General features: G+C 71.2%; 19 protein-coding genes. 17 read left to right on the top strand and 2 right to left on the bottom strand.

Annotated elements, in window-relative coordinates:
* The first annotated feature begins 13 nt into the window (after positions 1-13).
* The 10 genes from ACFFGY_RS17670 to ahcY all read left to right on the top strand — a co-directional run bounded on the left by ACFFGY_RS17670 (position 14) and on the right by ahcY (position 15006).
* Positions 14-1231 (top strand): DegT/DnrJ/EryC1/StrS family aminotransferase, encoded by a 1218-nt coding sequence (locus ACFFGY_RS17670; RefSeq protein ID WP_377045840.1) that lies wholly within the window; start codon positions 14-16, stop codon positions 1229-1231.
* 40 nt (positions 1232-1271) lie between these two features.
* Complete coding sequence (locus ACFFGY_RS17665; RefSeq protein WP_377045839.1) at positions 1272-2645, top strand: glycosyltransferase family 4 protein; 1374 nt, start codon at positions 1272-1274, stop codon at positions 2643-2645.
* A 10-nt stretch (positions 2646-2655) separates the two neighbouring features.
* Positions 2656-3807: a non-hydrolyzing UDP-N-acetylglucosamine 2-epimerase gene (gene wecB, locus ACFFGY_RS17660; RefSeq protein WP_377045838.1), complete on the top strand. Its 1152-nt coding sequence runs from the start codon at positions 2656-2658 to the stop codon at positions 3805-3807.
* A gap of 77 nt (positions 3808-3884) precedes the next feature.
* Positions 3885-5153 carry a glycosyltransferase gene (locus ACFFGY_RS17655; RefSeq protein ID WP_377045837.1) on the top strand — a complete coding sequence of 423 codons (1269 nt, stop codon included), beginning with the start codon at positions 3885-3887 and terminating at the stop codon, positions 5151-5153.
* A gap of 10 nt (positions 5154-5163) precedes the next feature.
* On the top strand, positions 5164-7143 hold the full coding sequence (locus ACFFGY_RS17650) for a polysaccharide biosynthesis protein (RefSeq protein ID WP_377045836.1): 1980 nt from the start codon (positions 5164-5166) through the stop codon (positions 7141-7143).
* Positions 7144-7314: 171 nt separating this feature from the next.
* Entirely contained in the window at positions 7315-8967 is a 1653-nt protein-coding gene (locus ACFFGY_RS17645; protein ID WP_377045835.1) for a nucleotide sugar dehydrogenase, read from the top strand.
* A 19-nt stretch (positions 8968-8986) separates the two neighbouring features.
* Positions 8987-10138, top strand: coding sequence for a DegT/DnrJ/EryC1/StrS family aminotransferase (locus ACFFGY_RS17640; RefSeq protein WP_377045834.1), 1152 nt, complete (start codon positions 8987-8989; stop codon positions 10136-10138).
* 235 nt (positions 10139-10373) lie between these two features.
* Positions 10374-11591: a mandelate racemase/muconate lactonizing enzyme family protein gene (locus tag ACFFGY_RS17635; protein WP_377045833.1), complete on the top strand. Its 1218-nt coding sequence runs from the start codon at positions 10374-10376 to the stop codon at positions 11589-11591.
* A gap of 209 nt (positions 11592-11800) precedes the next feature.
* Complete coding sequence (locus tag ACFFGY_RS17630; RefSeq protein WP_377045832.1) at positions 11801-13171, top strand: MFS transporter; 1371 nt, start codon at positions 11801-11803, stop codon at positions 13169-13171.
* A 422-nt stretch (positions 13172-13593) separates the two neighbouring features.
* Positions 13594-15006, top strand: a complete 1413-nt coding sequence (gene ahcY, locus ACFFGY_RS17625) for an adenosylhomocysteinase (RefSeq protein WP_377045831.1) — start codon at positions 13594-13596, stop codon at positions 15004-15006.
* Between the two features lie 384 nt (positions 15007-15390).
* Here the strand turns inward: ahcY and bla are convergent, their stop codons facing one another.
* Positions 15391-16290, bottom strand: a complete 900-nt coding sequence (bla, locus tag ACFFGY_RS17620) for a class A beta-lactamase (protein ID WP_377045830.1) — start codon at positions 16288-16290, stop codon at positions 15391-15393.
* A gap of 112 nt (positions 16291-16402) precedes the next feature.
* On the opposite strand from bla, the gene ACFFGY_RS17615 reads away from it, so the two are divergent.
* Complete coding sequence (locus ACFFGY_RS17615) at positions 16403-17308, top strand: LysR substrate-binding domain-containing protein (protein ID WP_377045829.1); 906 nt, start codon at positions 16403-16405, stop codon at positions 17306-17308.
* Between the two features lie 12 nt (positions 17309-17320).
* On the opposite strand, the gene ACFFGY_RS17610 is transcribed toward ACFFGY_RS17615, so the two are convergent.
* Positions 17321-19222 (bottom strand): porin, encoded by a 1902-nt coding sequence (locus tag ACFFGY_RS17610; protein ID WP_377045828.1) that lies wholly within the window; start codon positions 19220-19222, stop codon positions 17321-17323.
* 211 nt (positions 19223-19433) lie between these two features.
* Here ACFFGY_RS17610 and ACFFGY_RS17605 point away from each other — a divergent pair, with 211 nt between their 5' ends.
* The 6 genes from ACFFGY_RS17605 to ACFFGY_RS17580 all read left to right on the top strand — a co-directional run.
* The gene (locus ACFFGY_RS17605) at positions 19434-20300 is read left to right on the top strand and encodes an SMP-30/gluconolactonase/LRE family protein (protein WP_377045827.1); all 867 of its coding nucleotides are present in this window, start codon (positions 19434-19436) and stop codon (positions 20298-20300) included.
* A gap of 185 nt (positions 20301-20485) precedes the next feature.
* Positions 20486-21133: a LolA family protein gene (locus ACFFGY_RS17600; RefSeq protein WP_377045826.1), complete on the top strand. Its 648-nt coding sequence runs from the start codon at positions 20486-20488 to the stop codon at positions 21131-21133.
* A gap of 90 nt (positions 21134-21223) precedes the next feature.
* The gene (locus ACFFGY_RS17595) at positions 21224-22018 is read left to right on the top strand and encodes a gamma-glutamyl-gamma-aminobutyrate hydrolase family protein (RefSeq protein ID WP_377045825.1); all 795 of its coding nucleotides are present in this window, start codon (positions 21224-21226) and stop codon (positions 22016-22018) included.
* Positions 22019-22366: 348 nt separating this feature from the next.
* Positions 22367-23050 carry a fumarylacetoacetate hydrolase family protein gene (locus ACFFGY_RS17590; RefSeq protein WP_377045824.1) on the top strand — a complete coding sequence of 228 codons (684 nt, stop codon included), beginning with the start codon at positions 22367-22369 and terminating at the stop codon, positions 23048-23050.
* A gap of 111 nt (positions 23051-23161) precedes the next feature.
* Positions 23162-23962, top strand: a complete 801-nt coding sequence (locus ACFFGY_RS17585) for an exodeoxyribonuclease III (protein ID WP_377045823.1) — start codon at positions 23162-23164, stop codon at positions 23960-23962.
* Between the two features lie 123 nt (positions 23963-24085).
* On the top strand, positions 24086-25640 hold a 1555-nt coding region (locus ACFFGY_RS17580; RefSeq protein WP_377045822.1), incomplete at its 3' end, for a Hint domain-containing protein.

Here is a 25640-nt window from a genome sequence, read left to right as displayed (position 1 = left end):
TGAAGGGTCCGACATGGGCTTGGGTCTGACGCACTCCGAAGAGGCCAGCATCCTGTGCTTTCCATCACGTCCGGCAGCCAGGGCCATCCCGGCGCCTCGGCGGCTGCACCTGTCGCCGCCGCAGCTGGCGGGCGGTGAGTACGCCGCTCTCAGCGCCACGCTCGACAGCGGCTGGATCGCCCCGGCCGGCCCGGCCATCCCGGCCTTCGAGGAAGCGGTCGCCGCGGCGAGCGGCTTCGCGCACGTCGCGGCGGTCAGTTCCGGCACCGCGGCGCTGCACCTGGGCTACCGGCTGCTGGGGATCGAGCGCGGCGACACCGTGTGGTGCAGCACGCTGACCTTCGTGGCCACCGCGGCGCCGGCGGCCCAGATGGGCGCACAGCTGCGCTTCCTGGACGTGTCGCCCGAGAGCTGGACGCTCGACCCCGAGCTGCTGCGCGACGCGATGGCGGATGCCGCGCGGCGCAACCGGCTGCCGCGCGCGGTGGTGCCGGTGGACCTCTATGGCCAGTGCAGCGACCTCGCCGCGATCACCGAGATCTGTGGGCACTGGGGCGTGCCGGTGCTGAGCGACAGCGCCGAGGCGCTGGGCGCCACCCATCGGGGCCAGGGGGCCGGGCGGGGCGCGCGCATGGCGGTGTTCTCGTTCAACGGCAACAAGATCGTCACCGCCGGCGGCGGCGGGGCGCTGGCCTCGGACGATCCGGCGCTGATCGCCCGGGCGCGTCACCTGGCCACCCAGGCCAAGGAAGCGGCGGCGCACTACCAGCACGAGACCACCGGCTATTCCTACGGGCTGTCGTCCATCCTGGCCGCGATCGGCCGGGTGCAGCTGGGCGCGTTGGCCGACCGCGTCGCGGCCCGGCGCGCGGTGTTCGCGCGCTACGTTGAGGCGCTGGCTGGGGTGCCGGGGCTGCACTTCATGCCCGAACCGCTGTGGGGGCGCTCCACGCGCTGGCTCACGGCGCTGCAGATCGACCCGGCGGGTTTCGGCGCCGACCGCGAAGCGGTGCGGCGCGCGCTGGAGGAGGCCGGGATCGAGAGCCGGCCGGTGTGGAAGCCGCTGCACATGCAGCCGGCCTTCCGCGGCAGCCGCTTCACCGGCACCGGCGTGGCCGCGACCCTGTTCGAGCGCGGGCTGTGCCTGCCCTCGGGCGCCATGTCCGAGGCCGAGCAGGACCGCGTGGTCGCGGTGATCCTGGACTGCGCGCATCGCGCCGGTCGCGCCTGAACCTTCCTTCTCACCTTATTTCCGTCCGGTTCCACGACGCATGCCTCTCGACCTTTCCGACAGCCGCCTGTCCACGCTCACCGCGAGGAGCCACGGCATCATTCCGTTCGGGGGTGCCACGGACCATCCAGCCTTTCGCGGCAACGCCCTGGACTCGCTGCTAAGCAGCGCGCCGTCGCCGACGCCGCTGCGGGTGCTCTACCTCCATCAGCACTACTCCGGGCTCGACGGCGCCACCGCCACGCGCGCCCACGCCATGGCGGCGGCGCTGGCGGCGCGTGGACACGCGGTGACGCTGGCCTGCGGGCGCTACGCCGGGGCCGAGACGGGCCTGCGCCTGCCCTTCCGCAACGGCCGCCGCGACGGGCGCAGCGGCGCGGGCTTCCGCGTGGTGCAGTGGGACATCCCCTGCGGCAACGCCCAAGGGTTGGCGGCGCGCGCGGTGGCCTTCGGGCGCTTCGCCAGCCGCGCCACCGGCCTCGCGCTGCGCGGGCGCTGGGACGTGGTGTTCGCGTCCTCGACGCCGCTGACCGTGGCGATCCCGGCGCTGGCCGCGCATCGCTGGCACGGCACGCCCTTCGTGTTCGAGATCCGCGATCCCTGGCCCGAGCTGCCGCGCGCCATGGGCGAGGCACCGGGCTGGGCGCTGGCGGGCATGGAGCACCTGGCCGACCGCGCCTGCCGCAACGCCGCCGCGGTGATCGGCCTGACCGAGGGCATGGCCGGCACCGCGATCGCGCGGGGCGCCGCGGCCGGGCGGGTGCACGTGGTGCCCAACGGCTGCGACCTCGACCTGTTCGGCCCGCAGGTGTCACCCTGGCGGCCGGTGGAGGCAGCGCCCTGGGAATGCCTCGCAGTGTATGCCGGGGCGCATGGCCGGGCCAACGGGCTCGACGCGCTGCTCGACGCCGCGGCCGTGCTGCGCGGGCGCGGCGAGCGCCGGGTGCGGATCGTGCTGGTGGGCGACGGCGCCGAGAAGGCAAGGCTGCGGGCCGAGGCCGAGGTGCGGGCGCTGGACAACCTCACCTTCCTCGACCCGATGCCCAAGCGGCAGCTGGCGCAGCTGCTGGCGGGCTCGCAGGTCGCGCTGCACTGCCTGGCCGACGTGCCGGAATTCGCGGAATGGACCGCGCCCAACAAGCTGATGGACGGGCTGGCGGCGGGGCGAGCGGTGGTGACCAACGTGGCCGGTCGCGCTGCGCGGATCGTGGAGGCCGGGCCCAGCGGCATCGCCGTGCCGCCGGGCGACGCCGCGGCGCTGGCAGGCGCGCTGGTCACGCTGGCGGCCGATCCGACCCGGCGCGAGGCCATGGGGCTGGCGGCACGGGCGCAGGCGATGCGGCTGTGGGACCGCCGCCTTCAGGCCCGCCGCCTGTGCGAGGTGGTGGAGGCCGCGGCGCGGGTCGGAGCATGAGGGGGATGGCATGATCCAGGCAAAAGCGGGCACGGCGCCCGGTGGCGTGGCCGAGCTGCACCTGGTGGTCGCGGCGCGGCCCAACCTGCCCAAGATCGCGGCGCTGTGGCACGCGCTGCGCGCCCATCCCGTCGGCCTGCAGCCGGTGATCGTCCATACCGGCCAGCACCACGACGCGCGGATGTTCGGTGCGCACCTCGCGGATCTGGGGTTGCCGGCGCCTGACGTGTCGCTGGGCGTCGCGGGCGGCGGGCATGCGGCGCTGGTGGCCGGCACCATGGTGGCCTGCGCCGCGCTGTGGGAAGCGCGGCGCCCGGCGCTGGTGGTGGTGCCGGGCGACGTGGACGGCGCGCTGGCCGCCACGCTGGCCGCGCGCAAGCTGGCGATCCCCGTGGCGCACCTGGAAGCGGGCCTGCGCTGCGGCGACCGCGACATGCCCGAGGAGATCAACCGCCGCGCCATGGACGCGGTGAGCGACCTGCTCTGGGCGCCCGACGAGGCCACCGCGGCCCGGCTGCTGCGCGAGGGCCACGACCCGGCATCGGTGCGGGCGGTGGGCAACAGCATGGCCGACAGCCTCCTGCGCGCCCTGCCCGCGGCGCGGCGGCGCCCCCTGCCGGCCGGCCTCACCCCTGGCGGCTACGGCGTGGTGACGCTGCACCGGCCCGCCAACGTGGACGATCCGGTGGCGCTGCGGGCGCTGTTGCAGGCCATTGCCGAGGCGTCGCGCCGGCTGCCGCTCGCCTGGCCGATGCACCCGCGCACCGCGGCGCGCCTGGCCGCCCTCGGCCTGGCGGAGGAGGACGGCCTGCCCGACGGGGTGCCCGGCAATGTCAGCATCCTGCCGCCGTTGGGCTACGGCGATTTTCTGGCGCTGCTCAGCCGCGCCCGGCTGGTGGCCACCGACAGCGGCGGCGTGCAGGAGGAAGCGACGATCCTGGGGCTGCCTTGCCTCACGCTGCGCCCGTCCACCGAGCGGCCGGTGACGCTGGAGGGCGCCAACCGCCTCGTCGCCCCGGCGGCGCTGCCCGACGCGGTGGCGGAAGTGCTGGGCGGCTGCTGGCCCAGGGCGCGTCCGGTCCCGCTCTGGGACGGGCAGGCCGGGCGGCGGATGGCCGAACACCTGCGCGAACACTTCGGGGCGGAGCGGCTGGCCGCATGAACGCGACGTCCTTTCCTCCTTCCGCAGCCCGGGCCCCGGAAGGGCTGGGCGGTGCCGGGTCCGGATCGCTGGCCCCGATGTCGCATCCGCTGGCGGCGCAGCCCTTGGCACCGCTGGTGGCGATGCTCTCGGCCGCGCACCCGCCCGAGGATGTCCGCGTGGTGGGCAAGGAAGGCGCCGCGCTGGCCGCGGGCGGCTGGCGCGTGGTGCACTTGTGCCCCGAGGCGGCGGGGAACCGCGCCGCGCCGGCGGAGGCGCACGGCGTGGCGATCTCCACCTTTCGCAGGGCGCCGGGCTGGCGCGGGCGGCTGCGGGCGCTGCCCGGGCTGGTGAACCGGGCGGCGCAGTCGGGGGCAGTGGTGCTGCATGCCTCGGAACCCGACAGCTGGCTGGCCGCGATCCTGGCCGCGCGGCGCAGCGGCGCCCGGGTGGTGCTGGACGTGCACGAGCACTACCCCTCGCGCCTCGACGCGCGGCTGCCGCGCGCTCTGCGGCCGCTGGGCCGCTGGGCGATCCGCGCCGCCTGCCGCGCCATGGGCGCCAGGGCCGACGCGGTGGTGGTGGCCAAGGACGGGCTGGACGGGGATTTCGGCCAGGCGCGCATCGTGCCGGTGCGCAACTACGCCGAGGACCTGCCCGTGGCGCCGCGCCAGCACCCCGAAGGTCCCGTGACGCTGGTGCACCTGGGCGCGCTGACGCGGGCGCGCGGATCGGCCGAGATGCTGGACACCCTGCGGCTGTGCCCGCCCGACACGCGGCTGCGGCTGATCGGCCGCTTCACCGATGGCGGCGAGGCTGCCTTCCTGGAGCGTGCCCGGGCGCTGGGGCTGGGCGATCGCGTGGAAACCCTGGGCTGGCGGCCGCGGCCGGCGGCGCTGGCGCTGGCGGCCGGCGGCGATGTGGGCCTGATCCTGTTTCAGCCGGGGGTGGAGAACCACCGTCTGGCGCTGCCGCACAAGCTCTTCGACTGCATGCTGGCCGGCCTGCCGGTGATCGTGCCGGATTTCGCCACCGAGGTCGCGGCGGTGGTGCGCGAAGCCCGGTGCGGCCTGGCGGTCGACACCGCCGACCCGGGAGCGATCGCGGCGGCGGTGCGGGACCTGCGCGATCCGGCGCGCCGCGCGGCGCTGGGGGCCGCCGGGCGGGCGGCGGCGCGCGGCCGCTTCGGCTGGGCGGCCGAGGCCGAGCGCCTGCGCGCCCTGTACCACGACCTGGCCCCGCTCGCCCCGCCGGCGGATGCGCCCGTACGCCGGCCTGCCGGATGGCACCCGGGATCGCCGCCGGAAAGGACCGCGGGTGCCGCCGCCGACGCGGGAGAGTTGGCCCCGAAGCGCGCAGCGCGCTAGACGGGGAGCAATGGCGCCCCGACGCATCTTGCTCAATCTCGCTCTCGACCTCGCACTCGCGGCGCTGGCCCTGCCGCTGGCCCTGTGGCTGGACGCGCCCGGCAACTGGCCGCCGCCGCAATGGTGGCCGCCGGCGCTGGCGGGGGGCGTCGGCGCCTTCCTGCTCGGCGCCCTGCCGCTGCGCCTGCCGCGGCAGTACTGGCGCTTCGCCTCCATCCCCGACATCTCCGCGGTGATCGCCGCGGCGGTGGTGATGGCGGCGACCTTCTACGCGGGCCTCTGGCTCTTCACGCCGGACGGCTACCGCTGGCCCCTGCCGAGCCTGGCCTTTCCGCTGCTCCACGCCGGGTCGCTGGTGGCCCTGCTGGGCGGCACGCGGCTGATTGCCCGGATGCAGCACGCCCATCGCGCGGGCCCGGCCTCCGACACGCCGCCGCGGACGGCGCTGCTGGCGGGCGCAGGCGACGCGGTGGACATCTTCCTGCGCGCGCTGTCGGCGCAGCGGGCCCCAGGCTTCCAGGTGCTGGGCATCCTGGCGCCGCGCGCGCGGCAGGCCGGCCGGCGCATCCAGGGCGCACCGATCCTGGGCGCGCTGGACGACGCGGCCGCCGTGCTGGAACGCCTGCGCGGCGAGGGCCGCCTGCCCGCGCTGCTGGTGCTGGTGGATCACGGCCTGTCCGGCAAGGCGCTGGAGGAGGTTCTGGACGCAGCCGACCGCCACGGCGTGACGGTGCGGCGCGCCCCGCGCCCGACCTCGCTCGACCCCACGGCACTGGAACGCAACGGCCAGACCACCGCCGACGCGCCGGCGCGCCGCGTGACGCTGCGCCCGGTGGAGATCGAGGAGCTGCTGGATCGCCCGCAGGTGCCGCTCGACCGCGAAGGCATGGCCCGCCTCGTGCAGGGGCGGCGCGTGCTGGTGACGGGCGCCGGCGGCACCATCGGTGGGGAGCTCGCGCGGCAGCTGGCGGCACTCGGGCCTTCGGCGCTGACGCTGCTCGACCACGGGGAATTCGCGCTCTACTCGATCGACCTGGAGCTCGGGGAGCGGCACCCCAACGTCCTTCGCCGCGCCGTGCTGGCCGATATCCGCGATGAGACGCGCATCCGCCGCCTGTTCGACGAAGCGCGGCCGGAGCTGGTGTTCCACGCCGCGGCGCTGAAGCACGTTCCCATGGTGGAGAACGACCCGGCGGAAGGCCTGCTCACCAACGCCCTCGGCACCCGGGTGGTGGCCGACGCGGCGCGGGCGGCGGGCGCACTGGCGATGGTGTTCATCTCCACCGACAAGGCGGTGAACCCGACCTCGGTGATGGGTGCCGGCAAGCGGCTGGCCGAGATGTACTGCCAGAGCCTCGACGTGCAGGCGCGGATCGGCGGGGCCGGGACGGCGGCCGGGGGCATGCGCTGCGTCACGGTGCGCTTCGGCAACGTGCTGGGCTCCACCGGCTCGGTGGTGCCGCTGTTCCGCCGGCAGCTGGAGCGTGGCGGGCCGCTGACGGTGACGCATCCCGATATGCGCCGCTACTTCATGACCGTGCGCGAGGCCGTTGGGCTGGTTCTCCAGGCCTCCGTAGTGGGGGCCGAGGACCGCGCCGACCAGCCGCCGGAACTGCGCGAGGGCGGCATCTTCGTGCTCGACATGGGGGAGCCGGTGAAGATCGTGGACCTCGCGCGGCGGATGATCCGTCTCGCCGGCCTGCGCCCGGACGAGGACGTGGAGATCCGCTTCACCGGGCTGCGCCCTGGCGAGAAGCTCTACGAAGAGTTGTTCCACGGGCAGGAGCCGCCGCACCCGACGCATTTCCCGGGCCTGCTGGTGGCGACGCCCCGCACCGCCGACCCCGCGCTGGTGAGCCGCGCGATCGACGAGATCGCGGCCTCCTGCCGCGCCGGGCAGCCGCGGCTGGCGCTGGGGCAGCTGTCGCGCCTCGTGCCCGAGTTCGACCACGACCCGCACCATGCGGCCACCGGACGGGCGGGCGCCTGACCCGCCAACACCCGGCCCGCCAGCGTCCAGCCCGACGGAGTTGAGCCCGCGATGAGCCCTGCCCAGCCTGGCACTCCTGCCGATGCCCGGTCGGGCAGCTCATCGGTCACCTCATCCGGCATCCCTGTTGCCGCGCCTTCCGGCGCCTCTCGGGCAGAAGGTTACTCCCCAATGGCTGAGGCGCTGCTCCGCCGGATCGAGGCACGGGTGGCCAGGATCGGCGTGGTGGGACTGGGCTATGCCGGGCTGCCGCTGGCGCTGCGCTTCGCGGAGATGGGTTTCCCGGTCAGCGGCTTCGACATCGACGGCGCCAAGGTGGAGACGATCAACGCCGGGCGATCCCCGGTGCACGGGATCGCCGACAGCCGCATCCGCGGCATCGTGGCGCACGGCGACATGGCCGCGGCACGTGATTGCGACGCGGTGGTGATCTGCGTGCCGACGCCGATCGGCGCGCACAAGGAGCCCGATCTTTCGGCGGTGCGCGACACGCTGCGCGCCCTGGTGCCGCACCTGCGCGCCGGCCAGGCGGTGGCGCTGGAAAGCACCACCTATCCCGGCACCACCGAGGAATACGTCCTGCCCGCCCTGCGGGAGGCGGGCTTGCGGGCCGGCGAGGACGCCTTCTGCATCTACAGCCCCGAGCGCGAGGACCCCGGCAACCCGGAGGGCACGGTGGCGCGCGTGCCGAAGCTGGTGGCGGGCGCCACGGAGAACTGCCTCGCGGTGGGCTGCGCGCTCTATGCCCCGGTGGCGGGCAGCGTGGTGCCGGTCTCCTCGCTGGCGGCGGCGGAGCTCGCCAAGTGCTACGAGAACGTGTTCCGCGCCGTGAACATCGGGCTGGTGAACGAGCTCAAGCGCCTCAGCCACGCGCTGGCGATCGACGTGCACGAGGTGATCGACGCCGCCGCCACCAAGCCCTTCGGCTTCATGCCCTTCCGCCCCGGTCCCGGCCTGGGCGGCCACTGCATCCCGGTCGATCCCTATTACCTGGCCTGGAAGGCACGCGAGCTCGGCGTGCCGAGCGACTTCATCGAGCTCGCGGGCCGGGTGAACGACGCGCAGCCGCACTACGTGGTGAACCGGTTGCGCGACGCGCTGGATGCGCGGGGGCGGACCCTGCGGGGCGCCCGCATCCTGCTGCTCGGCCTCGCCTACAAGCCCGACGTGCCGGACACGCGCGAAAGCCCGGCGGTGGAGATCTTCCGCATCCTGGACGGCCACGGCGCCGAGCTCTGCTACCACGACCCGCTGGTGCCGGAGTTCCCGGTGACGCGGCGCCTGAGCGGCATCGCCCCGCCCCTGTGCAGCGAGGCGCTGACGGCGGAACTGCTGCGGGCGCAGGACGCGGTGGTGGTGGTGACGCCGCACCGGGGCATGGACCTGGCACTGGTGCGCCGGCACGCCGCGCTGGTGGTGGACACGCGCGGCGTCCTGCGCGGGCAGGGTACGGGTGGCGGAGCAGCAAGCCATGCGGCCGCAGGCGCGGCGCGGGCAGAGGGCGGAACCGGCACCGCAGGCCGGGGCACCGCGGGTTCCGGGCCGGCGGGCAGCCTGCCTGTGTCCCGTCATGGTGCTCCAGCCACGCTGGCAGACGCGCTGCACCCCCTGCCCTTTCCCCTGCCGCGCCCGGTCCGGACCCTGCCGGAAGGCCTGACGGCGGGCTTTGCCGAGAACCAGGACGGCTTCACCGACGCCCCGGTGGCGGCGCGGCCGGGCATCCCCCGCGAGGCGGGGGCGGGTGATGGGGCGCGGAGATTGCCGGCGGAAACCAACGGTGACTTGGCCTCGGGCGGAGCTGGGGCCTACATCGTCCAGGCCTGAACCACCTGCTGGGACCCGTATGAACGCCGTTGCCGCCGCCGCCCGCCCCATCGCCCTGTTCGACATGAAGGCGCAGCAGCGCCTGATCCGCGAGGAGCTGGACCGCCGCATCGCCCACGTCCTCGATTCCGGGCGCTTCGTGCAGGGCCCCGAGGTGGATGAGCTGGAAAGCAAGCTGGCCGGGTTCGCCGGCTGCGCGCACGCGGTGGGCGTGTCCTCCGGCACGGACGCACTGCAGATCGTGATGATGGGCGAAGGCGTGGGCCGCGGCGACGCGGTGTTCCTGCCGGCCTTCACCTATACCGCGACCGCCGAGGTGCCGCTGGTTCTGGGCGCCACGCCGGTCTTCGTGGACGTGGAGCCGGGCACCTTCAACATCGACATCGCCGACCTGAAGCGCCGCATCGCCGCGGTCAAGGCGGAGGGTAAGCTGCGGCCGCGCGCGGTGATCGGCGTGGACCTGTTCGGCCTGCCCGCGGACTGGCCCGCGATCGAGCGGATCTGCGCGGAAGAGGGCATGTTCGCCCTCGACGATGCGGCGCAGGCCTTCGGAGCGGCGCTGGACGGCAAGCGCCTCGGCCGCTGGGGCGGCGCCGCGGCGCTGAGCTTCTATCCCACCAAGACTCTGGGCTGCTACGGCGACGGCGGCGCGATCCTGACCGACAGCGCCGAGAAGGCGGAACTCTACCGTTCGCTGCGCACCCACGGCGAGGGCAAGCAGCGCTACGAGGTGCTGCGCACCGGCATGAACGGCCGGCTCGACACGATCCAGGCCGCGGTGCTGCTGTGCAAGCTGCCGCTGTTCGAGGAGGAGCTGCGGAGCCGCGCCCGTGCCGCCGGCTGGTACGCCGATCGCCTGGGCGGCAAGGTGCAGCTGCAGCAGGTGCGCGACGGCGCCGAGAGCGCCTGGGGCCTGTATTCCATCCTGCTGCCCGACACCGCGGCGCGCACCCGCGTGCAGGAGGCCTGCAAGGCGGCCGCCGTGCCGACCGGCGTGTACTACCCGCTGCCGCTACACGCGCAGCCCGCCTATCGCGACCACCATGCCGGACGCCCTGCCCTGCCGGTGAGCGAGATGCTGTGCACCCGCATCCTCAGCCTGCCGATGCACCCCTACCTCGACGAGGAGCAGGTGGACCGTGTGTCGCAGGCGGTGCTTTCGGCTCTCTGAAAGAAGCAACGGCGCCGGCTGGCCTGAGGCTGGCCGGCGGAACCTGCTGCGGAGTGCGGAATGCCCCGGCGCGGGGGGCCATGGGTCGCCACGTACGGCCCAGAACATGAAGATCACTTCATGAACTGATATTGCAGTTTGCATTTTTTCACGCCCCGCGGCCTCCTTCCGGACAGGCCGTGGGGCAGGAGGGTTCCCTCCTTCCAACCCTCGGCGGGAGGGGAGGACACCAAGAATGCGAATCGAGCGCCTGCGCGCCTATATGACGCGCGACAAGGACCGGCCGCGCGTGCTGGTCGCCATCGACACCGACGATGGGCTGACCGGCTGGGGCGAGTGCTACAACCACGGGCCGGACCGGGCGCTGATCCCGCTCCTCGACTACTTCGCGAACTTCATCGCCGGCCATGATCCGCGCCGCATCGAGTACCTGATCCAGCTGCTGATGCAGCAGTCGCGCTTCCCACCCGGCGCGCTGGGCTTGGCCGCGATCTCGGCCATCGACCACTGCCTGTGGGACATCTCCGCCAAGGCGCTGGGCGTGCCGGTCTATATGCTGCTGGGCGGCAACGCGCGCGACAAGGTGCGCGTCTACGCCGGCGTCTACACCGCGCCCGACCCGATCCAGGCCCGGGACGAGATGGATGCGCTGCGCGAGGGCTGGGGCTTCTCGGCCTTCAAGCTCAGCCCCTACCGTGTCGACATGCACCGCAACCGCTGGGGCGAGGTCGTGCGCACCAGCGCCGAGTACTTCCGCCAGCTGCGCGAAACCGTGGACAACAGCTACGACATCGCCTTCGACGCGCACGCCAAGATCTTCGAGACGACGCAGGCGATCCAGCTCGGCAATGCCCTCGCCCCCTATGACCCGCTGTTCTTCGAGGAGCCGCTGCGCCCTGAGAACTTCGAGAACTGGGGCGAGCTCAAGCGAGGCCTGCAGTGCACGCTGGCCACCGGTGAATCCCTCTACAGCCGCTTCGAGTTCCTGCGCCTGCTGCAGGTGCGCGGCTGCGACATCATCCAGCCCGACATCTGCGTGGTCGGCGGGTTGCTGGAGATGCGCAAGATCGCGGCCATCGCCGAGGCGCACCACGTCACGGTTGCGCCGCACAACCCGATGGGGCCGCTCGCCACCGCGGTGAACCTGCACTTCAGCGCCGCGCAGCCCAACTTCCGCATCCTGGAATACCGCCTGCCGATGGGGCCGATCTACGGCTTCGAGGGCGGCGACGGCGCGGCCTCCCAGCGCCGCAGCGGGGTCAGCGGCCAGACCCATGGCGAGGCGCGCTACGTGAAGGACCCGTACCTGCCGGTGGACGGCTACCTCGCGCTGCGGCCGGACCGTCCGGGCTGGGGCGTCGAGATCGATGAGGAATACCTGCAGACCGACAACTACGTGCACTGGGAGCGCAAGGTTCCCACGCGCCCGGACGGTTCCACCGCGTTTATGTGAGGCGTCACGGGGCGGCGTGCCGGCGCCGCCCCGCGACACTCTGGCGGGGGCCAAGCGCAGGCCCGACGGCACCGCCTCCCCGACGAGAGAACACGGTCGCGAAAACTCGGGTCTGAGAATCCGGGCGCAGAGGACCCGCCCGCGAACCAAGCAGCAGCGGCCGATGCACGGCCGCGCACGACGCTCCAGAAGGCTTAAGGAATCTCTCCATGAACGATGCGAACCCGCCGCGCGCGGGTCACCAGCGCTTCTACGTGCTGGCGTTGATCACCCTCGTGCTGGCGCTCAGCACCGGCGACCGCGCCACCCTGTCGGTGGCGGGACCCAGCATCACGCACGACCTGGGCATCAGTCCGGCCGATCTCGGCTGGCTCTTCTCGGCCTTTTCCTGGAGCTACTTCATCGCCCAGGTGCCCTCGGGCTACCTGGTGGACCGCACCGGCGCCAAGGTCGCGATCCTGGCGGGCCTCGCCGGCTGGTCCTTCGCCACCCTGCTGATGAGCGGCGTGGGCTACGTGGCCTTTCCGGTGGTGGCACTCTTCGCGCTGCGCTTCCTGCTGGGCCTGCTGGAAGCACCGGTCACCCCGGCCTCGGCCCGCATCATCGCGGCCTGGTTCCCTTCCGATGAGCGCGGCGTGGCCGGCGCCATCTTCAACTCCGCGCAGTACGTCTCGCTGGCGGTGTTCACGCCGCTGATGGGCTGGCTGAACCACGTCATGGGGTGGGAGCACATCTTCAGCGTGATGGGCGCGATCGGCCTCATCCTCGCGCTGGTCTGGGCGCTGGTCTACTACGCGCCGGCGCAGCACCCGCGCGTGACCCCGGCCGAGATCAGCTATATCCGCGCGGGCGGCGCGCTGACGGAACTGGGCGGCGCCCCCTCGGCCAGTCCGGCTGCGCCCAAGGGCAACGAGGTGTCGATCGGACAGCTGCTGCGCAGCCGGATGCTGGTGGGCATCTTCCTCGGCCAGTACTGCATCGCCTCGATCAGTACCTTCTTCATCTCCTGGTTCCCGACCTACCTCGTGCAGGCGCGGCACTTCTCCATCCTGCAGGCCGGCTTCATCGCCTCGCTGCCGGCGATCTGCGGCTGCGTCGGCGGCGTTTCCACCGGCTTCTTCTCGGACTGGCTCCTGCGCCGCACCGGCTCGCTCAGCCTCGCGCGCAAGGTGCCGATCACCATCGGCCTGGTGCTGAGCGCCAGCATCATCCTGTGCAACTACACCGACGCCAACGGCATGGTGGTCGGACTGATGTGTGCGGCCTTCTTCGGCAAGGGCTTCGGCTCGCTCGGCTGGACCGTGGTGGCCGACACCGCCCCGCGCGAGGCGATCGGCCTGACCGGCGGGCTGTTCAACGCGGCCGGCAGCGTCGGCGGCATCATCATGCCGGTGGCCATCGGCTACATCCTGGAGTCGAGCGCCTCGTTCAACGGCGCCCTGCTCTTCGTGGGTCTCCACGGCATCCTGGCGGTGCTGAGCTACTGGTTCATCGTGGGCAAGATCGAGCGCTTTACCTTCGGCGGCCCCGGCGGCGGGGTGGCCGCGGCACCGATGCTGGCCAAGCCGCGCGCCGTCTGAGCGCCCGGGCGCGAGTGGTCGCCCCAGGGAGGGGGAGAAGGTGTTCTCCCCCTCCCCGGACCCTCGCCCCTCATCTTTTCGGGACGCTGCCGCAGGGCGGTTGTGAGCGGTCGCGAAGCGAAGAAGCTTCTTTCAACCAGCGCCGCGATGTTCCCTGCTCCGGGTCATGGACCCGGAGCGCACGGCCTTGGCCACCTTCCCGCGGCAGCGCCCCAAAGAAAGATGAGTCGGGGTCCGGGGGAGAGAATTCCTTCTCTCCTCCGGGACGCGTCAGGCCCGATCCTGCCACGGCCATGGTCAGGAAGGTGCCTACTCAGGTGACGCCCCTCGGCGCACCATATAAAGATATCTTGATACGTGACTTTCGAGCTTGGCCGGGCTAAGAGGGGCCGCAATTCCACAGCGCCGAGGCCCGGTTCACCATGCCCGACACCAACATCTCCGCCCACGACTACAAGGTCCGCGACATCGGTCTCGCCGAGTGGGGCCGCAAGGAACTGTCGATGGCCGAGGACGAGATGCCCGGCCTGATGGCGCTGCGCCAGGAATTCGGCAAGGACCAGCCGCTGAAGGGCGCCCGCATCTCCGGCTGCCTGCACATGACGGTTCAGACCGCGGTGCTGATCGAGACGCTGACCGCGCTGGGTGCCCAGGTCCGCTGGTCGTCCTGCAACATCTTCTCCACCCAGGACCACGCCGCCGCCGCGATCGCCGCGACGGGCGTGCCGGTCTTCGCCGTGAAGGGCGAAACGCTGGAAGAATACTGGGACTACGTGTACCGCACGCTCGACTGGAACGGCGACGTGCCGAACATGCTGCTGGACGATGGCGGCGACATGACGCTGCTGGTCCACTACGGGTTGCGCGCCGAGAACGGTGATACCGCCTTCCTCGACAAGGCGAGCAACGAGGAAGAGACCGTCTTCTTCGCGCTCATCAAGAAGCTGGTCGCCGAGAAGCCGGGCTGGTTCGCGAAGCTCGCCGCCTCGATCAAGGGCGTGTCCGAGGAGACGACCACGGGCGTTCACCGCCTCTACATCATGGCCAAGGAAGGCAAGCTGCTCTTCCCCGCCATCAACGTGAACGACAGCGTCACCAAGTCGAAGTTCGACAACCTGTACGGCTGCCGTGAGTCGCTGGTGGACGGCATCCGTCGCGGCACCGACGTGATGATGTCGGGCAAGATCGCCTGCGTCGCGGGCTACGGCGACGTGGGCAAGGGCTCGGCCGCCTCGCTGAAGAACGCCGGCTGCCGCGTGCTGGTCACCGAGGTCGATCCGATCTGCGCCTTGCAGGCGGCGATGGAAGGCTACGAGGTCGTGACGATGGAGGACGCCGCGCCGCGCGCCGACATCTTCGTCACCGCCACCGGCAACGTCGACGTCATCACCGCCGACCACATGCGCGCCATGAAGCACCGCGCCATCGTGTGCAACATCGGCCACTTCGACTCCGAGATCCAGGTTGCGGCGCTGCGCAACTACAAGTGGAGCAACGTGAAGCCACAGGTGGACGAGATCGAGTTCCCCGACGGCAAGCGCCTGATCCTTCTGTCCGAAGGCCGCCTGGTGAATCTCGGCAACGCCACGGGTCACCCGAGCTTCGTGATGTCGGCTTCCTTCACCAACCAGACGCTGGCGCAGATCGAGCTCTGGACCAACGGCAAGAGCTACGACAAGCAGGTCTACACCCTGCCCAAGCACCTCGATGAGAAGGTGGCGGCGCTGCACCTCGCCAAGGTCGGCGCCAAGCTGACCGTGCTGACGCAGCAGCAGGCCGACTACATCGGCGTGCCGCAGCAGGGTCCGTTCAAGCCCGAGCCCTACCGCTACTAAGGCCAGGCGCCTTCCCACGGCGCGGCGCTTCCTGCGCGGCGCCGTGGCCAGGAAAGGCGCTGCCTTTCCCGGCCCCTTTCTGCTCAGGGTGGCAGGGCCACCCCGAGACCCCGCCTGGAGTTTGGTGCCGCTCGGCTAGCCGGAGCACTGCGGGCTGATCCGGTAGTGTGCGCCGTGAGGTAGGGTAGGCAAGAAGTCTATTAGGTCGTGCGGGCTGCGCTTGCAGTCGCCGGAGAGCCAGGCTCTCCGGCGTGAGCCGACCGAGAAAGCAGGCGCCTGAGCCTGAGGCGCCCCTTCCCGGGAGGTCCAGGAACCTCAGGTTCCTGGCGGCTAGGGGTCCGGGGGAAGGCGGAGCCATCCCCCGAACGGCACCACGCCCGAACATCACCCCACGACGCTCTCCGCCACCACAGCCCCCACCGCCGCCAGCGCGGCGTTGACCGCATCCCGGCCGCCATTCGCGCCGTAGACGTAGCCGCACAGGATCACCGGCTTTCCCTCCGGCGGCCAGAGGATCGCGACGTCGTTGCCGTTCTCCGCCTCGCCCGAGCCGGTCTTGTCACCGATGCGCCAACCCGCCGGCAGCCCGGCCTTGATACGGGTGTCGCCGGTCTTGTTGGCGCGCAGCCAGGCATGGAGCTGCTCGCGCGACGCCGCCGACAGTGCGTCACCCAGCAGCACCGCGCGCAGTGCCTGGAGAAAGGCACCCGGCGTCGTGGTGTCGCGCACTTCGCCGGGCGGCACCTCGTTCAACGTCGGCTCCGTCCGGTCGAGCCGGCTCTCTCGGTCGCCCACTGACCGGGCAAAGGCGGTGATCGCCGGCGGCCCACCGATCGCGCCGAGCATGAGGTTGCCGGCCGTGTTGTCGCTGAGCGTCAGCCCGGCCTCGCAGATCGCGGCCAAAGTCATGCCGTCGCCGCCGACGTGCTTCGTGGTTTCGGGTGAGTAGGTCACGACCTCCTCCCGCGTGAAGCGGATGCGGCGGTCCAGCTTTTCCGACCCGCGGTCCACCCGCTGGAGGATCGCCGCCGCGGCCAGCAGCTTGAAGGTGCTGTACATCGGGAAGCGCTCATCCAGGCGGTGACCGGCCGTGCGGCCGGTGTTCGCGTCGAACACCCCCACTCCCAGGCGGCCGCCCGCGCGCCGCTCGATCTCCGCCAGCTTCGCCCGCAGGCCCGGGATCTCCCCGCCGGCCTGCGCCGCCGCCTGCCCCGTTCCGGCGCCCAGGCCGCAACCCAGCAAGCCCATCCCGCCCAGCATCACGCCGCGCCTGGTGCTGTTCATCGTGTTGTTCCCCCTCCGGCAACGCCGCCAGATGCACGCGGCGGGCGGGGTTCGACAAACGACGAAGCCTCGTGGAAAGGTTTAGCAAAACTAAGTCTCGCGAGCCGTCCGGATGCTGCCGTCCAACCTCCCGCTCAATGCCCTGCGCGCCTTCGAGGCCGCGGCGCGCAACCTCAGCTTCGTGCGCGCGGCGGATGAGCTCTGCGTCACTCCGGCCGCGATCAGCCACCAAGTGAAGAAGCTCGAGGCGATCCTGCGCGTGCCGCTGTTCCGCCGCCTGCCGCGTGGCCTGGCGCTCACCGACGAGGCGCAGGCGCTGGTGCCCGTGCTGGCCGAAAGCTTCGAACGCATCGGCCGCACGCTGGAACGCTTTCGCGACGGCCGTGTGCGGGAGGTTCTGACGCTGGGCGTGGTGGGCACCTTCGCGATCGGCTGGCTGCTGCCGCGGCTGAGCGGCTTCACCGCGGCGCATCCCTTCGTGGACCTGCGCATCCTGACCAACAACAACCGCGTGGACCTGGCGGGCGAAGGGCTGGACGGGGCGATCCGCTTCGGCGACGGTGCCTGGCACGGCACCGAGGCGCTGCCGCTGTTCGAGGCGCCGCTGACGCCGCTCTGCGCGCCCGCCGTGGCGGAGCGCCTGTTGGCGCCGACCCCGGGAGGGCTGGGGCGGGAGGTGCTGCTGCGCTCCTACCGCGCCGACGAGTGGACGCGCTGGTTCGCCGCCGCCGGCGCCGCCTGCCCGCCGCTGCGTGGGCCGGTCTTCGACTCCTCGCTGGCGCTGGCCGAGGCTGCGGCGCAGGGACACGGCGTCGCCCTGCTGCCGGCGCGGCTGTTCCGCCACGCGGCGTGGGAGACGCGGCTGCAACAGCCCTTCGCGACCGAGGTCAGCACCGGCCGCTACTGGCTGACGCGCCTCCATTCACGCCCGCTGAGCGAGGCGATGAGGGTATTCCGCGACTGGATCCTGGACTGCTGCGCCGCCGACGGCGACGCGGTGGCAGCCGCCTCGCCGTGACGGGGCGGCGCCTCAGAACCGCACGATCGCCGAGGCCTGGATGCGGTCCGCCTGCCCGCCGCGCGTGCCGTTGAGGTCGCGGGTTTCGAGGGTGCGCTCCTCGTGGGTGTATTCGATGCCGAGGTCGATCGGCTTCACCGGGCTGTAGATCAGGTTGATCACGCCGGCCCAGATGTCGCGGTTCACGCCGTCGCACACCGTGCCGGAGGACGCCCCGATGCAGCCCGCGAAGTCGTGCACGTAGCTCGGGTAGTTCAGGCGCACGCCGTGCAGCATGGCGTTGGAGCGCCACTTGTCGCTCCAGTGGTACTGCGCGCCGACGATGCCCGACAGCACCTGCACCGCGTCGATCTTGGCCTGCGCGCCGGACACGCCGCTTAAGCCGAAGTCCGTCACCGCGCTGTAGCCGTTGGAGGAGCTGTCGAGATAGCGTCCCAGCCCCTTGCCGTAGTTCACCGTGGTCGCCAGCACCAGCCGCTTGTCCAGGAGGTTCAAGGCGCCGGTGAAGCCCAGTCCGTAGCCCACGGTGGTGTCGTTGTAGCGCTGCGCCGCGTTGCTGGCCGCGCCGTTGTCGATCCGCACCTCGCGCACCACGCCGCGCAGCGCCGCGAAGCCCCAGTCGCCCTGGTAGATCGCCTGCGCCGCGAGGTCGGGCGCCTCGCTGATGCCGAAGCCTGCGCCGCCGTTACTGTCGGGATAGCTGGTGCCGCTCGTGGAGGTCACGTCGCTGTAGCTATTTTCCAGCGAGATGCTGGTGGTGAGGCCGCCGGCGAAGCGGTGGGTGTAGCGCAGCTGCGCCTGCCGCACCGCGCTGGCGCCCAGCGCCGTCCAGTCGTTCAGCCATTGCAGCGGGATCAGCACGCTGTCGTTGAACAGCGAGTTCGACTGCCCCACCAGCACCGTGCCCCAGCCGTCGGCCTCGAAGTTGCCGAACTCGGCAAAGGCCTGCCGCAGGCGCGGCGTATACGGATTGCTGGTCGATTGCGCGGTCAGGTCGTTGGTCTGGCCCGCGAAGTCGATCTCGAGCTGGGTGCGGACCTCGCCGAAGTCGCGGTCGAAGGGCGTGCGCGTCTCGATGCCCAGGCGTGACCGGCGGGCGCTGGCCTGGAAGTCGCCGTTGGTACGGCCGCCACCGGCGCCGTGGTCCAGCGGGATGCCGCTGCCCAGCGAGTCGGACCGATTCCGCGGCCCGAGATCCTCGATCATGTTCAGCTTGGCGAAGCCGTACAGGCGGACCGAGGTATCGGTGCCGGGCACCCGGAAGGAGCCGGGGAAGGAGCCGCGCCACTGCGACAGCGGGTCGTTGGCTGCCTGCTCCTGTACCGGCAGGGCCGAGGCCACTTGCGGCGGTGCCTGGTCGTTGGCCTGGCGGGAGGGCGTGGTGGAGGGTGCCGGCTGCGGCTGCCCGGAACCGCCGCGCCCCTGCGGCGGGGTCACGGTTCCGGTACCGCTCTGGGCCATCGGGAACTGCGCTGCCGGGGCCTGATCGCCCGCGGGCTGGCGCCCCGCGGAAGAAGCCGTCAAGCCCTGGGATGCCGAGCTCGGGGCCGCTGCCGGGGCGCCCTGGTTCGTGGCGGGCGCCTGGGTGGGGGATGCCTGGGTGGGGGATGCCTCGGCCACGCGCGCGTTGCGCGCCGCATCCTGTGAGGCCAGCCTCGCCTGGCGCTGTGCCTCGGCTTCCCGCCGGGCGGCACGCTTCTGCTCGGTTTCCAGCTGCTCGATGCGGCGCTGAAGCATGTTGAGCTGGGCCTTCAGCTCCTCGATCGACTGTGCCGAGGCAGGGGCCGCCGACAGGAGCCAGATGGGAAGCGACAGCACCGCCGCCCCGAGCAGCGCGGCGCGGCCGAGGCGCACGGCCTGCTCGCGCGGGGGCGTCGCAGCAACGCAGGAGAAAGATTTCGCAAACGGATTCATCAACTTCCACCCTCCCCAGGGTGGCTCCGCATAAACCCATCGCCGTCCGAAATCCGGCAAAGATGCCTCGCAGCGCGATTAAATTGCGGCAACCATCCTTGTCAGATGCGCAGGGCCACCGGATGAGCGCGGCGGTGACCGGGCCGCTCCCCTCTCGCAGTTTCCGGCCGTTCGCTTCATCGTTGCCCGAACCAGTGCCGGAGGAACCGCCATGGCCGACCCGCAGATCCGCATCCTCGACGCCCCGCCCGCCACCACCACGGGCGAGTGCCCGGTCTGGGACGGGCGTACCGGCCACCTCTGGTGGATCGACATCCAGCGCCCGACGCTGCACCGCGTGGACGTGCACGGCCAGCGCCTCGAGAGCTGGACCCTGCCCGAGCATATCGGCTCCTTCGCGCTGTGCCGCTCCGGCGGGCTGCTCGTGGCGCTGCGCAGCGGTGTCCACCGCTTCGACCCGGTGAGCGGCGCGTTGGAACTGCTGGTGGCCCCCGAGCCCGACCGGCCGCGCAACCGCCTCAACGACGGCAAGGCGAGCCCGGAAGGGCGCTTCCTGGTTGGCTCGATGGACGACACCGACGACAAGGAGGCGGGCGCCGCGCTCTACAGCATCTCGGCCGACGGCAGCTGCCGTCGGCTGGTGGACGGGCTGATCATTTCCAACGGCCTGGCCTGGAGCCCGGATGGGCGGACCCTGTGGCACTCCGACACCCGCCATGCCCGGATCTGGACCGCCGACTACGACCCCGAGACCGGCACCATCGGCCCGCAGCGGGAGGTCGCGCAGGTTCCCAACGAGACCGGCCGGCCCGATGGCGGCGCCACCGACGTGGAAGGCGGCTACTGGTCGGCGGGCGTGTCGGCCGGGGTGCTGAACCGCTGGCTGCCCGACGGCACGCTGGATCGGCAGATCAAGCTGCCGGTGAAGTGGCCGACCATGCCCTGCTTCGGTGGCCCCGACATGCGGACGCTCTACGTCACCAGCCTGCGCAAGGACGGCGATGGTCCGATCGAGGGCAGCCTGCTGGAGCTCCGCATGGAGGTGGCCGGCGTGCCGGTGGGCCTTTTCGCCGACTGAGCCTGCGAGGGCGCGGCCACCCGGGCACCGGCCCGAGGGGGTTGCCCGAGGTGGTCACCGACGTACCTGCCTGCCACGACGGGCACCGATCGCGGCCCGCCCCGCAACCGTCGCGGGGCAGGGTGGCGGGCACACCGCCGGTTGGGTGCCGATCCGCCCTTTTCCTGCCACGACCTGCCCGCCACATGTCGGTCATGTTGCGCCGCTCCCTGCTGCTGTCCGCCCCCCTGCTGGCCCTCGCGCCTCGCTGGTCCTTTGCCCAGTCCGCCGCGCGCGGCGGCCTCACCCAGGCCGACCTGCGGCGAATCGAGGACTACTTCAACAGCCTGACCACGCTGAAGGCGCGCTTCCTGCAGATCGGGCAGAGCGGCAGCAGCGCCCAGGGCACCGCCTGGATCTGGCGGCCGGGCCGGATGCGCTTCGAGTACGATGCCGCCGACGGGCTGCTGCTGGTGGCGAGTCATAGCCAGTTCATGCAGTTCGACCGTGAGCTCGGGCAGCCCAGCGTGGTGCCGACCTCGGCCACGCCGCTGTCCTTCCTTCTCCAGCCGCAGCTGAAGCTGTCGGGCGACGTGACGGTGGTGGGCGGCGAGCGGTCCGGCGGCTTCCTGCGCGTGACGGTGCAGCGCACGAGCAGCCCTTCCGAAGGGCAGCTGACGCTGGTTCTGGCCGAGAGCCCGATGGAACTGCGGCAGTGGGTCGTGCTCGACCCCCAGCGCCGCGAAACCCGCGTCAGCCTGTCACAGATCGAGGTGGGCGGCCGCTTCGACCCCCTGCTCTTCGAATTCAACGACCCGCGCTTCATGGAAAACGAGGCGCGCCGTCGGCAGTAGGAACTGTTTCGCCGGATTGCTCACGAGCCGGCACAGTGTTTGCTACGATTTTGCTACGGTCGCCCCGCCTAAGGAGAATCAGGACACGCCATGCGCCCGCTGATCGGCATTCCCTGCTGCATGAAGGCTTTCGGGGCGATCGGCATGCCCAACCACGCCGTGTCCGCGCATTACCCCGACGTGGTGCTGGGGCCCGTGGGCGGGGTGCCGGTGCTGATCCCGGCCTTCGGCGAGGCGCCGCTGGCCGAGGTGCTGGACCACTTGGACGGCGTGATGCTGACGGGCTCGCGTTCCAACGTCTGCCCCACGCTCTACGGCGGGCCGGCGCATCTGGAAGGCACGCCCGAGGATGCCCAGCGCGACAGCACCAACCTGCCGCTGATCCGCGCGGCCCTGGCGCGCGGGCTGCCGCTGCTGGCCATCTGCCGCGGATTTCAGGAGCTCAACGTCGCGCTCGGCGGCACGCTGGACCAGCGTATCCAGGACCTGCCCGGCCGCATGGACCATTCCACGCCCTCTGATCAGCCGATGTCGAGCGTCCGCACCGGCAAGGCGCACGCGGTGCGCGTGGCGCCCGACTCACACCTGGCGGCCCACTGGCGCGGGCTGGGGGCGCTGGAGGCCGTGGCGGTGAACTCCCTGCACAACCAGGGCATCGCACGGCTGGCCCCGGGGCTGGCGGCCGAGGCCTGGGCGCCCGATGGCACCGTGGAAGCGGTGCGCGTGGAAGGTTCGCGCGGTTTTGCTTGCGGTGTTCAGTGGCACCCGGAATATGACTGGCGCGAGGATGCGCGGAGCCGCCGACTCTTCGAAGTCTTCGGACAGGCCGCCGAGAACCATCGCCGGGCCCGCAGCCAGCCGCCGCGGCTGACGGCCGCTGCCTGAAGAAGCCTCGTTCCGGAGCCACGCGGCGAATCATTCCGCGTCGTAACGAAGGTAACGAGGGGGTGATGACTGGCGTGACTCACACCCGCGTCTTGCGGAGAACTTCCTTTTGCATCGCAAGTTGAATCGGGGCTAAACTGTGGCTGTCGGCTTCTACTCTAGCCGACAGCGGCCGGTCCCCCCACCGGCTCGCCCGACCACGACTCCGATCGGAAGTTGTTATGAGTACGGCGCCCGGCTTCCCCCTAGGCCGGGCGCCACTCGTGGTCTTGACCTTCCCCCGCTTCCGCACCTCATCCCGCCCGCCTATGCTGCGTTCGTCTTTCCGCAAGGAGTACGCGCAGCGCCATGGCCGATACCGTGATCGCCCCACCCCCGCTGGCCACCATCCCCGTACGGGGCGGCGGCGCCTTCCCGGTGCGCCGCATCTTCTGCGTGGGCCGCAACTATGCCGAGCACGCGATCGAGATGGGCTCCGATCCCACGCGCGAGCCGCCCTTCTACTTCACCAAACCTTCTGACGCCGTGGTAACGGGCGGCGCCGACATGCCCTACCCGCCCGCGACCAACGATCTGCACCACGAGATGGAACTGGTGGTGGCGATCGGCACCGGCGGCAAGGATATTGATGAGGCCGACGCGCTGAAGCACGTTTGGGGCTACTGCTGCGGCCTCGACATGACGCGCCGCGACCTGCAGAACGCCGCCAAGAAGACCGCGCGGCCCTGGGACATGAGCAAGGGCTTCGACCATTCCGCCCCGGTGGGCGAGATGGTGCCCGCCGCCGGCATCGACCCGGGCAAGGGCCGCATCGAGCTGCGCGTGAATGGCGAAACCCGCCAGGTCTCGGACCTGTCCAAGATGATCTGGTCGGTGCCCGAGGTGATCGCCAACCTGTCGCGACTCGTGACGCTGGCGCCGGGCGACCTGATCATGACCGGCACGCCCGAGGGCGTGGCCGCGGTGAAGCGGGGCGACGTGCTGGAAGGCACGGTCGAAGGCGTGGGCGAGGTCCGCACCACGATCCGCTGAGCCTGACGGGCGGAAGGGAGCCGCCGCTTTCGCGGCGGCATTCCCGGCCCGGGCCGTGGCATCCGGGCGGCGCCTTCCTTCCTCCATGCCCCGTTACGTAGGTCTGCTCCGTTGAAGATCGTCACCTGGAACATCAACAGCGTGCGTCTACGCGCGCCGCTGCTGCGGCAGCTCATGGATGAGCTGCGGCCCGACGTGCTGTGCCTGCAGGAAACCAAGTCCCCGGACGAGCACTTCCCGCACGATGCGGTTGCCGCGCTGGGCTTCGAGCACCGCATCATCCGCGGCATGAAGGGCTACAACGGCGTGGCGGTGCTGTCGCACCTGCCGCTCACACTCCGCCCCAATGAGCCCGACTGGTGCGCCCGGGGCGACTGCCGCCACCTGGGCGTCGACGTGGAAACACCGGGCGGCCCGATCGAGGTCCACAACTTCTACGTCCCTGCCGGCGGCGACACGCCTGACCGGGATGCCAACCCCAAATTCGCGCACAAGCTGGACTTCATCGCCGAGGCCACCGCCTGGACCGCCGGGCGCGGTGCGGCAAAGCGCGCCGTGCTGGTGGGCGACCTGAACATCGCGCCGCTGGAACACGACGTCTGGTCACACAAGCAGATGCTGGGCGTGGTGTCGCACACGCCGGTGGAGGTCGAGGCTCTGACGGGCTGGCAGCGCGCCGGCGACTGGCACGACGCCCTGCGCCACTTCGTGCCGGAGGAGGAGAAGCTCTACACTTGGTGGTCTTACCGCGCCCGCGACTGGGAGGCGGCCGATCGCGGTCGGCGGCTGGACCACGTCTGGGTCAGCCGGGACCTCGCGCCCGGGCTGCGACGGCATCAGGTGCTCAAGGCCGCACGGGGGTGGGAGCAGTGTTCCGACCATGTGCCGGTGCTGGTGGAGGTAGAAGACTGAGGGGCTCCCATGGGTCCTCTGAACCACGGATGGCTTCACGGCGGACGGCTATCCAACACGTCAGACGCATGTCCGGTCACTTTACGTCCGCAATGATCTGCCGGAGACTTCCGGAGATGGGACGTGCTGTCCGACTGTTCGGCTCCCGCAGCCATCGTCCAATGGAGCGGCCAGATGGTGATTCAGGCGACCTACGGCACAGGCACCGGATCCTATAGCTATACGCCCACGCTCCTTGGTGGCTCAGGTGACGATATCCTCGTCGCTGGCAGCGCCAGCATCGACGGAACAGACCCGACGCGTCTCGCCAGCTATTCCCTGGCATCCCGGCCTTCGGATTTCCTCAGTGGCGGCGGGGGTGACGATCAGATCTATATAGGGGCGCCACTTCAAGGCGGGGCAGCCGGTGCGGCCGATGGCGGGGACGGCAACGACACGCTGCACGCGAAGTTCAAGGATGACGTGAACGGCGAGTTTCTGTTCGGCACCACGAACCAGATCCCGGGCGGTCCTGCTGTATCGAATTTCGAAATTCTCGACATTCAAGGCAGTTCCGGCAACGACACCATCACCGGCGGTGACTTCGACGATACGATCGCGGGCTACACGTCCACCCCCGGCTACGTTTATTTGAGTGGTCAGGATGTGCTGAGCGGTGGCGGCGGCAACGACTGGATCTCCGGCGCCAGCAGCAGCACGTTTGACGGAGGTGACGGGATCGATACGCTCCGCACGGACCTGGACCCTTACCACGGCAGCGTACTCACTCTCAGCAGCATGATGCATCTGTCGGGTGGTGGCACCGCGGCCAACTTCGAGCGCTTCGACATCACCGGAAGCGGTCTGGCCGACACGATCATTGGTGGCTCTCTTGGCGATACCATCAGGGGTTGGGGTGGTCAGGATCTCCTGCGCGGTGGCGGCGGCGACGATAGTCTATCAGGTGCTGGCACACTGGAAGGCGGTGCAGGCAATGACACCTTGGAGTTCACCGGCAGTGGTCTGGCAGATGGCGGCGCGGGTTTCGACACTGCTTATATCAGCAGCTCCTATAGTGGCCCGACCAAGGTTCCTGATAGCAGCCTTGTTCGCGCGGCTTACTCCTTCGGCCTCGTTAAAGGTGATCCCAGCGGGCTGACTGTTTCCTACGCCAACGCCGCCGAACCTTCCTTTACGCTACACGATGTTGAGCAGGTGCAATTTTCCGTCAGCCAGTATGGCGGCACGGGTCCCTATTCCGAAACAGTCAGCCTTTCGACCTTACAGGCCTGGGCCGCTGAGCCCTGCTACGCGCGCGGCACCCGCATCCTGACCGATCGCGGCGAGGTGCCGGTGGAGGAGCTGCGCGAGGGCGACCGCGTGCGCGTGCTACTGGGCGCGGAGGGTTTCCGACCTGTGCGCTGGGTCGGCCATCGCCGCGTCGCGCTGCGCCACCACCCCATGCCAGAACGCGCCCGGCCGGTGCGCTTCCGCGCCGGCTCGCTGGCCGAGGGCGTGCCGCACCGCGACCTCCTGGTGAGCCCGGATCACGCGCTGTTTCTCCGCGGCGTGCTGGTGCACGCGGAAACGCTGATCAACGGCGCCACCGTGGTGCAGGAGGAGGTGGCCGAGGTCGAGTACTTCCACGTCGAGCTCGACGCGCACGACGTGATGGTGGCGGAAGGCGCCGCGGCGGAAA

This window comes from Roseomonas elaeocarpi (assembly GCF_042433915.1).
Taxonomy (GTDB): Bacteria; Pseudomonadota; Alphaproteobacteria; order Acetobacterales; family Acetobacteraceae; genus Roseomonas; species Roseomonas elaeocarpi.
The sequence above is the reverse complement of the archived record's forward strand: the minus strand, read 5'-3'. Positions and strand labels throughout refer to the sequence as shown.